6 protein-coding genes and 3 pseudogenes are annotated in these 9,084 nt (G+C 74.1%); 6 read left to right on the top strand and 3 right to left on the bottom strand.

Translation table 11 applies throughout. The features are described from left to right. The first annotated feature begins 231 nt into the window (after positions 1 to 231). The gene (locus H8R17_RS37725) at positions 232 to 831 is read left to right on the top strand and encodes a class I SAM-dependent methyltransferase (RefSeq protein WP_187827723.1); all 600 of its coding nucleotides are present in this window, start codon (positions 232 to 234) and stop codon (positions 829 to 831) included. A 30-nt stretch (positions 832 to 861) separates the two neighbouring features. Here the strand turns inward: H8R17_RS37725 and H8R17_RS37720 are convergent. Then, positions 862 to 1,007 (bottom strand): annotated as a pseudogene (locus H8R17_RS37720) (DUF2236 domain-containing protein); the annotation flags it as partial. Between H8R17_RS37720 and H8R17_RS37715 the strand changes: the two are divergent. The 3 genes and pseudogenes from H8R17_RS37715 to H8R17_RS37710 all read left to right on the top strand — a co-directional run. Beyond that, positions 998 to 1,140 (top strand): annotated as a pseudogene (locus tag H8R17_RS37715) (DUF2236 domain-containing protein); the annotation flags it as partial. The pseudogenes H8R17_RS37720 and H8R17_RS37715 overlap by 10 nt on opposite strands. A 140-nt stretch (positions 1,141 to 1,280) precedes the next feature. Next, positions 1,281 to 1,577 (top strand): annotated as a pseudogene (locus H8R17_RS47880) (hypothetical protein). 135 nt (positions 1,578 to 1,712) lie between these two features. Further along, positions 1,713 to 2,717 carry a hypothetical protein gene (locus H8R17_RS37710; protein WP_187827722.1) on the top strand — a complete coding sequence of 335 codons (1,005 nt, stop codon included), beginning with the start codon at positions 1,713 to 1,715 and terminating at the stop codon, positions 2,715 to 2,717. 537 nt (positions 2,718 to 3,254) lie between these two features. Here the strand turns inward: H8R17_RS37710 and H8R17_RS37705 are convergent. Continuing rightward, a complete protein-coding gene (locus tag H8R17_RS37705) occupies positions 3,255 to 4,298 on the bottom strand; it encodes a hypothetical protein (protein ID WP_187827721.1) in 1,044 nt (347 codons plus the stop codon). Between the two features lie 179 nt (positions 4,299 to 4,477). Then, positions 4,478 to 4,660 (bottom strand): hypothetical protein, encoded by a 183-nt coding sequence (locus H8R17_RS37700; protein ID WP_187827720.1) that lies wholly within the window; start codon positions 4,658 to 4,660, stop codon positions 4,478 to 4,480. 273 nt (positions 4,661 to 4,933) lie between these two features. Between H8R17_RS37700 and H8R17_RS37695 the strand changes: the two genes are divergently transcribed. Together H8R17_RS37695 and H8R17_RS37690 are read left to right on the top strand one after the other, a co-directional pair. Then, positions 4,934 to 7,795: a DEAD/DEAH box helicase gene (locus H8R17_RS37695; protein WP_262505828.1), complete on the top strand. Its 2,862-nt coding sequence runs from the start codon at positions 4,934 to 4,936 to the stop codon at positions 7,793 to 7,795. Then, entirely contained in the window at positions 7,792 to 9,084 is a 1,293-nt protein-coding gene (locus H8R17_RS37690) for an SWF or SNF family helicase (RefSeq protein ID WP_187827718.1), read from the top strand. The genes H8R17_RS37695 and H8R17_RS37690 overlap by 4 nt, the downstream gene beginning before the upstream one ends.

The raw sequence follows: 9,084 nt of genomic DNA, 5'->3' as shown, positions 1-9,084 counted from the left end.
CGCCCTCGCCAGCGCGGCAGGACTCACCCACCCACCGGAGATCAAGACAGCGAGTTATTAATCGGCAAGCCCTAACTACACGGCATTGACGCTAGTCCGGGCGAGGGCGCACAACGGGGGCGCATTTCGAAAGGTGCTGGAATATGACTCAGATATGTTCCGGAACGATCGCGCCAAGCTCGAACGTGCGCGCAGCGGCGTCATCCGTGCCAGTGAGGGATCATGCGGAACATGAGCGACGACCACACACACGTCCGGGAGTTCTTCACCGCGCGCGCCGCCGGCTGGGACAGCCGGTTTCCCGACGACGACCTGGCCTACGCGGCCGCAGTGGCGGAACTGGGGCTGCGGGAGGGCGACCGGGTGCTCGACGCGGGCTGCGGCACCGGGCGCGCGCTGCCGCCGCTGCGGGCGGCCGTGGGAGCCTCGGGCGTGGTCGTCGGGGCCGATCTGACACCGGCCATGCTGGAGGAGGCAGTGCGCGCCGGGCGGGACCGTGACGGGCGGCTGCTGCTCGCCGATGTCGCCGCGTTGCCGCTGCGTCCCGGGGCGCTGGACGCCGTGTTCGGCGCGGGCCTCATCTCGCATCTCCCGCATCCCGCGGAGAACCTGCGGGAGTTGGCGCGGGTGGTGCGCCCCGGCGGGGTGCTGGCGCTGTTCCACCCGATCGGCAGGGCGGCACTGGCCGCACGCCACGGGCGGCAGATCACCCCGGACGACCTGCGCGCGGAGCCCCGCCTTCGTCCGCTGCTGGCCGGTTCGAGCTGGCGCATGACGTCGTACGTCGACGAGGACAACCGGTTCCTGGCGCTGGCCGTCCGCGAAGGCTGACCCCACGCCAGTAACCGCGCCGTCTCACTCGGCGGCCGGCGTGTCCCTTATGCCCATGTGGCGACCCAAGAGGCGGTAGTGGACGCTGCCGGCGACGGTCTCCTGGCGGGACAGCCTGCGCCAGCCGTAGGCGTCGATCCAGCACTGGGCATCACGACGAACGTGCACCGCACGTACACAGAAACGCCACGACGACACCTCGCTGCCGCTGGACGCCATCGTCGAGCACGGCTTCGGCAGCACCGGACCGCGATCCGCCGGATCAACCAGATGCACCGCAGCTACGACATCAGCAACGACGACATGCGGTCCATGCGCCGGATCTGTGCGAGGCGTTCGTAGCGCTTCACTGCACCGTTCCCCTTCTGCCGCCGGGGCACCAACTCTACGTTGAGGAACAGGAGATGTCCGGTCGGCCAGGGCAGCCACACAGGGGGAAGGTGGCCAGCGTGTTGGGCAGGGTACGCAAGGCCTGCGCCAGACTCCTCGATGCCGCGCGCGGGGAGTGCGCACCGGCCGGGACAAACGTCCACACAATCTTTTCGAGGCCGCCGCCGCGTACGTCTCGGCGTGTGCGGAGGATGATCAGGAACGCATCGACGGGGCTGCGGGCTGGGTGTCACCGGAAGCGCTGTCGTTCGGGGTGAACGAGCTGGCGTGCCGGGCCGTCATCGCGCTCGCGCGGGAGCGGGAGCGAGTCGCCGCGGACCGTGGCCCGTGCGCTGCTCGGGCTGCCGGCGGCCTGACGCGCCGGGAGGCGGGGGGCGATTCGCCCGGTGCGGCCGGGAAGCTGCAGCTCCAGGTGCGGGTACGAGTCGTGACAACCGGCTTCCGGTCGCACTAGGGTGCGCGCCGTTGGACGAACTGATGGGGAGGCTGGGATGGCCGGGACGGATGAGGTCGCCGTCGCCGCCGAGGACGATGCGCTCTATGTGCTCACGGCGGTGCTGCTGACGCCGGCGCAGTTCCCGAGTGTGCTGGGCGACGACTATCCGGAGGCGTGCGCGGCGCTCGGTCTCCCTCCGCTGGCAGACGGGTACGGGCTGGTGCTCGGGCAGGACGGGGACGGCGCGCGCTGGACCGTCGTCGTGGACGACGTCTCGCTGGTCGCCGTCGCCATCGCGTCCTGGGACTGCGGCATGGAGTACGACCTGTCGCCGGACGAGCGCACGGTTGTGGCCGCCCTGCCCGGCTGGCCGCTCGCGGTCGCCGTCGCGGCTCCGGGCGTGCCCGCCCCGCACGATCCGGCTCCCGAGGTCGCGGACGGGCCGCCGCTGGGCCCGCCGGACACCAGCACCTGGGGCCCGGCTCAGCGCCGTCTGGGCGCCGACGAGATAGCTCTGCAGTGGGCGCTGTGGCGCGAGCAGGTGGACGACTCCCGGTTCCGGTCCGCCGACGATTCCGGTGCGCAGGACCGGGGTTCCGCTGCGACGGGCGGGGCGGACAGGGGCGAGGCCGGGACGGATGACGGCGGGAACGCGGCCGACGGTGGCCGTCCCGGGGCGGACGGCAGCGGTCCCGGAGCGGACGGTGGCGGGATCGCGGCGAACGGCGGTGGGACCCGGACGGACGCCAATGGGACCGGCGCCGCAGAGGCCGGGAGCGAGGCCGGCAAGGGGCGCAGCGCCATACGGCGGGTGCTCGCGGAGGCGCGTGCCTACGTCGACACTCCGCCGCCCCTGGGCCGGGTCCGGTCGTCCTTCGCGACGGGCGACGCGCGGATGCTGCGGGCCGACGGCCCCGGCTGGTCGCTGGTGGCCAGGACTGACGACATCGCGTTCGTGCTGGTCGACGAGGAACCCGGCGAGGTTCTGCCGGTGGGCCGTGGACCGGAGCTGCCGGGTCTGCTGGAGGCCCTCGACAAGATGGCCGTACGCCCCAGCTGACCCGTCCGGGCCGGGACGGCGACCCGGCCCGGCCGAGGCCACGGCGAGGGCCGCCCGCAAGGCGCAGCCCTCCGCCGCCGCCCGTTCGGCGACCCGGTACAGGAGGCGTTCGGCGGCGGCGAGGGTGGCGGCCGTCGAGTCGCGGGACTGGACGGTGGTGAGGACGGCGTCGCGCAGGGCGCGTTCGGGTACGGCGGCGAGCAGTCGCGGTGCCGTACAGGCGAGTTGTTCGAGTACGGGGCGGCGCACCTCGTCCTGGTCGTGCCAGGCCCGTTCGCAGCCGGTCGCGATCCGGGCGAACTCCTCGGGGTCGCCTTCGAGTTCGGCACAGGCCAGCAGGCCGGGCCAGGCCATGGCGCGGATGTGCGCGCGGTGGTTGCCGACCAGCTCGCGCAGCGCGGGCTCTCCGTCGGCCAGGGGCAGGGCCACCGCCAGCCGGGCCGTCATCCACGGGCTGCCGCGGTAGCCGTCGGGGTGCGATCAGGGCGGCGCGGTCGGCCGGTTCGAGCGCCGCGAGGGTGCTCAGGGCGGCTCTGCTCAGCAGGCGGCGTGCGCCCGTGCGGTCCTCGACGACCCGCCGCCGCTCGGCGGGCGGGAGAAGCAGTAGCAATCCGTCCGGAGCCGTCTCGTGGGGGCCCGGGGCGTGGTGCCGGTTGCCGGTGGGTGGCACAGTTCGGCGAGGGCCACGCGGTCCTCGACCAGGAGGGCGAGCAGGGCGCGGCGCAGGCCCGGGGGCAGCGGCCCGGCCGGGATGGAGTGCTGGGTCCGGTGGCCGTCGTGGCCGGGCCGGGCCGCACGCAGGACGGTCAGGGCTTGGGCCGGCCGGTGCAGGGCGGCCCGTACGGCGTGCGGGGTGAGCAGGTCGGGGGCCCGTTCCAGCAGCAGAAGCGCCGCTTCGGGGTCGCGGTGCGCGGCCAGGGACGCCACGGCGCGATGGCGGCGCGTGAAGCGGTGCGCCTTCTGATGCGCGTACCGCTCTCGCTGGGCCGCCAGGTGTGCGGCGAGGGCGCGTGGTGCGGTGCGGGCCAGGGAGTTGAGTGTGCTGGGGCCCGCGTCGACGCGGGGCAGCCAGGCCGTCACGGTCTCGGCGGGGCAGGCGGGCAGCAGGGCGGCCGCCTCCCGTGCGCCGTGGCGTTCACGGACCGTCGGCAGAAGTCTGGCGGCGAGGTCCTTGCGGCGGCTGAGCCTGAGGAGACGGTACGTGTCCTGACGGACCGCGCTGATCTCACTCAGGGCGAGGCGTTCCACGGCCTGTTCGGGTACCGGCAGACGGAGCGCGGCCGAGCGGGCGCGGCGGCCGAGCAGTGGGTCCGTGAGGGCCTCGGCCACCCGTTCCAGGTCGCGGCGGGCGACGGCCAGGAACAGGGCGGTGTGCCGCTCGTCGGGGTCGCCGGTGTCGAGGGCGTGGCAAAGGGTCTCGTAGGCGGGCGAGGTGAGGGCGCGGGCGTAGCGTGCCAGGGCACTCATGCGTGCCGGGAAGGGCAGGGGGTCGAAGTGGGTCCTCAGCCAGGCGGGCGTCAGGGGCACCGGCGGGGTCTGGGGCTGTCGGGACGGCGTCCGGGACGCCTCGGGTCCGGCCATCAGCGCTCACCGTGGAGTCGCTGGGCCTCCTTTCCTGAAGTCATGCCGGTCATGGTGATGTCGGGATGATCGATGGCGCAAACGGTTTTCGGGGCGTGGCACGCCGCCGCCCTCGGGCCCACGGGCGGCGGCGTGTCCGGTTGATCCCTGCGCCGTGGCCGCATCCAAGTGTCAGCTCGTCAGCGGCCGAGCTCCTTGCGCGTGACACGGCGCAGCCTGCGCCGCTGGGACGGGTCCAGCGTGAGATACGCGGCGGCCGGGACTCCCAGAATGATCAGGAGCGCGGCCCACCAGGGCAGCCAGATCAGCAGGATGAGCCCGGCCGCCACACCTCCTGCGGCGATCTTGGCGTTCTTCGACATCGTGTCGCCTCCTTCGCGGCCATTGCCGCTCTCTGTCCTGAGAACGGGCCCGCGCTTCCCGCGGTTCCGACGGCAACCCTGAGACGACCCTGAGGTGCGACCCCTACTCTCCCCTGAGAGCCCGTCGCCGACTCCGCCCTGGCAGGACTTCACTGCACCTACATAGTGTGCTGGATCACAACGAAATCGTGCCCGTCGTCCTTGGGAATGCTGTACTCTTGGCCGCTCCCGACTCGACTAGTCAAATTTGAGGAATGCGCCATCGCTGTGCAGATGACTTCCGTGGCACCTCCCTCCGATCCCGCCGAGATCTCCGAACTGGGCCGCTGCTGTGCCGTGTTCCTGCCCGGTGATCCGGCCCGCACCGGCAGCCTCGCCTTCTGGCAGCCCGACGGCACGGCCCCTCCGGCCGTCGCCTCGGCCACCGTCGAGGACCTGTCCGTGGTCGTGCCCGCCGATGACGGGGTCGGCCTGGCGACCGTACCGGCCGTCCTGCTCCCGGTGAGCGCGGCCCTGCCGGTCCTCACGCGCGCGCGTGCCGGTGCGCACGGACATCGCGCGGCCGTGTTCTGGGGTGCCGCCTCCCTGTACGCCCTGCACCTCGTGGCGCGGGGACTGCTGCTGCCGGGCCTGTCACCCGGCGACCACGACGCCTGGCGCGCGGGCCCGCTGCGCGCGGAGGAGACCGAGCACATCCGCCGTCTGGCCGCCGCGATGCCGCCCGAGGCGCACGCCGTACCGCTGGACGGCGGCGAGCCGCTACGGCTGCCCGACCCGGAGCGGCTGCTGCGCGCCTTCCTTGACGCCGTCGCCGACACGCTGCCCCGCTCCCCCGCCGCGCCGCTGGTGACGGGCGGCCCCGCCTACGCGGCGCGGGAGCCGTCCCACCTGCCGGAGCAGCGCGCCTGGGCCGCCGATGTGGCCGCCGGCCACGACGCGGGCGTACGGCTGTCGCTGCGGATCGAGGCCCGCGGGCTTTCGGCCGCTGAGCCCGACGAGGCGGAGGTGTCGTTCCGGGCCGTGCTCCAGGTGCACGGCGTGAGCGATCCCGCGCTCGTCGCGGACGCCGCCGAGGTGTGGGCCGGCGCGCGGACCGAGGCCTTCGGTCCGCGCGCGCGGATGGACGCCCTGCTGGCGCTGCGCCGCGCGGCGCGGGCCTGGCCCACGCTCACGCCCCTGCTGTCGGCGACCGTGCCGGACGCGGTCGACCTCGTCGACGAGGAGGTCACTGAGCTGCTCGGCGAGGGCGCGCGGGCGCTGGCCGGCGCCGGAGTCGACGTGCACTGGCCCAGGGAACTCGCCCGCGGCCTCACCACGCGCGCGGAGGTCGGGCCGCCGGACGACGAGACGGGCCCCGGATCGTTCCCCGCGCAGCTGCCCTCGTTCCTGTCCGCCGACGCGCTGCTCGCCTTCAACTGGTCGTTCGCCCTGAGCGACCAGCGGCTCACGCGCGCGGAGCTGGACCGTCTCGCCGAGGCCGACCGCCCCGTCGTACGGCTGCGCGACCAGTGGGTCCTCGTCGACCCGCAGGAGGTGCACCGCGCCCGCGCGCAGCAGGACCGCAAGGTCACGCCCGTCGACGCGCTGGGCGCGGCCCTGACGGGCTGGGCGGAGGTCGACGGCAGCCGGGTCGAGGTGCAGCCCACCGGGTGGCTGGCGGCGCTGCGGGAGCAGCTCGCGGACCCGGAGACGCAGGAGCCCGTGCCACAGCCGGCCGCACTCGCCGCCACGCTGCGCGACTATCAGCGGCGGGGCCTGAACTGGCTGGCCCGCACGACGTCCCTCGGTCTGGGCTGCTGCCTCGCCGACGACATGGGGCTCGGCAAGACGATCACACTGATCGCCCTGCACCTGCACCGGCAGTCGGATGCCGCGTCCGCCGGGCCCACCCTCGTGGTCTGCCCGACGTCCCTGATGGGCAACTGGCAGCGGGAGATCGAGAGGTTCGCCCCCGGCACACCCGTGCGCCGCTTCCACGGCGCCCGGCGCGGCCTGGAGGACCTGGCCGACGGCGAGTTCGTCCTCACCACGTACGGCACGATGCGCCTGGACGCGGCCCGGCTGTCCGGGGTGCCGTGGGGCATGGTCGTGGCGGACGAGGCCCAGCACGTGAAGAACCCGTACTCGTCGACCGCGCGCGAGCTGCGTTCCATCGGCGCACGCGCGCGTGTGGCGCTCACCGGCACTCCGGTCGAGAACAACCTGTCGGAGCTGTGGGCGATCCTCGACTGGACGACTCCGGACCTGCTGGGCCGGCTCGGCACGTTCCGCCGGCGCTACGCCGAGGCCGTCGAGGGCGGTCAGGACCCGGCCGCCGCGCAGCGGCTCGCCCGGCTCGTCCGGCCGTTCCTGCTGCGACGCCGCAAGTCCGATCCGGGCATCGCGCCAGAGCTGCCACCGAAGACCGAGACCGATCACGCCGTGTCGCTCACCACGGAGCAGGCGGGCCTGTACGAGGCCGTGGTGCGCGAGGCGCTCGCCGGGATCGCCGGCGCGGACAGCATGGCGCGGCGCGGACTGATCGTGAAGCTGCTGACGGGTCTGAAGCAGATCTGCAACCACCCGGCGCAGTTCCTCAAGGAGGAGCGGCCGACGATCACGGGGCGGTCCGGGAAGCTGGAGCTGCTGGACGAACTGCTCGACACCGTCCTCGCCGAGCAGGCGGGCGTGCTGGTCTTCACGCAGTACGTGCAGATGGCGCGCCTGCTCGAACGGCACCTCCACACCCGGGGCGTGTCCACGCAGTTCCTGCACGGCGGGACGCCCGTCGCCGAGCGCGAGGCGATGGTGCGGCGCTTCCAGGAAGGTGAAGTGCCGGTCTTCCTGCTGTCGTTGAAGGCCGCGGGCACCGGCCTGAACCTCACCCGGGCGGAGCACGTCGTGCACTACGACCGGTGGTGGAACCCCGCCGTCGAAGCGCAGGCCACGGACCGCGCGTATCGCATCGGGCAGACGCGGCCGGTGCAGGTGCACCGGCTGATCGCCGAGGGGACCGTCGAGGACCGCATCGCCGCCCTGCTGGCCCGCAAGCGGGAGCTGGCCGACGCGGTGCTGGGCTCGGGCGAGGCCGCGCTGACGGAACTGACGGACGTGGAGCTGGCGGAACTGGTGGAACTGCGAGGGGGCGCACGATGACCCGGTACGACGGTGATGCCGTCACTCGGCACGACGGTGACATGGAACGCACGTTCGCGGCGCTGTCGCCCGGGCGCGGGCGGGGCTTTGCGCAGACGTGGTGGGGGCAGGCCTGGCTCAAGGCCCTGGAGGACACGGCGCTGGACTCCGGACAGCTGAGGACGGGCCGCGGGCTCGCGCGCGCGGGAGCGGTCGGCGCGGTGTCGGTGCGGCCGGGGCGCATCACGGCCGTCGTCCAGGACCGCGGCAGTACGGCGCACCGGGCCGACGTGCTGTGGCAGGAGCTCTCCGGCGAACAGTGGGACCGGTTCCTGGACCTGGCCGTCGAACGCGCCGGGCATGTCGCGGCCCTGCTGGACAAGGAGATGCCGCCGCACCTGGTGGAGGACGCGGAGACGGCCGGTGTCGATCTGCTGCCGGGCCTGGGCGATCTGGAGCCGGAGTGCGACTGCGGTGCCTGGGACCACTGCCGGCACACCGCGGCGCTCTGCTACCAGATGGCGCGGCTGCTCGACCAGGATCCCTTCGTCCTGCTGCTGATGCGCGGACGCGGTGAACGCGTCCTGTTGGACGACCTCCAGACGCGCGGCGGCCCGCCCGTCGAGGAGCGGGCCGAGCCGGAGGGCGTGGACGCCGCCGAGGCGTACGCGGCCGGGCACATCCTGCCGCCGCTGCCCGCCCTGCCCGAACTGCCCGGGCCGGGCACGCCGCCGTCCCTGGACACCGAGGCCGCACCCGCGCCCGGCGTGGACCCGGCCGCCCTGGAGTTCCTGGCCGCCCGGACCGCCGCACGAGCCCATCGGCTGCTCGCCGAGGCACTGCAGGACGGGCACGAACGGCGGGGGCCGGCCGGGGAGTCGACGGTTGCCGAGGATGCCGTGAGGCTGGCCGCGGCCGATCCGGAGCCGACGGTGGCCGGCCGGCTCGCCGAGGAGTCGGGGCGAGGCCGGGAGGGGCTGGCGGTGGCCGTGCGCGCCTGGCGGCACGGCGGTGCGGCCGCGCTGTCGGTGCTCGACGAGGAGTGGGCCGTACCGGGTGAGGAGTTGGCACGCGCGCGTGCCGCGCTGGAGTCGGCCTGGGACGAGGAGGAGCGGCCGCAGCTCCGGATGCGGGGCAACCGGTGGACCGTCGTCGGCGCGGCGAGTCAGCTGCGGCTCGGGCGGGACGGCCGGTGGTGGCCGTACCACAAGGAACGCGGCCGCTGGGTGGCCGCGGGCGACGCGGCCCAGGACCCGGCGACGGCGCTGGCCACGGCGGAACTCGCCGCCGGGGAGGAAGTCCTCGAGTGA

It is taken from the genome of Streptomyces sp. TRM68367 (assembly GCF_014495685.1).
Lineage (GTDB): Bacteria > Actinomycetota > Actinomycetes > Streptomycetales > Streptomycetaceae > Streptomyces.
Note: the sequence above shows the minus strand (reverse complement) of the source record. Positions and strands in the feature narration are given on the sequence as shown.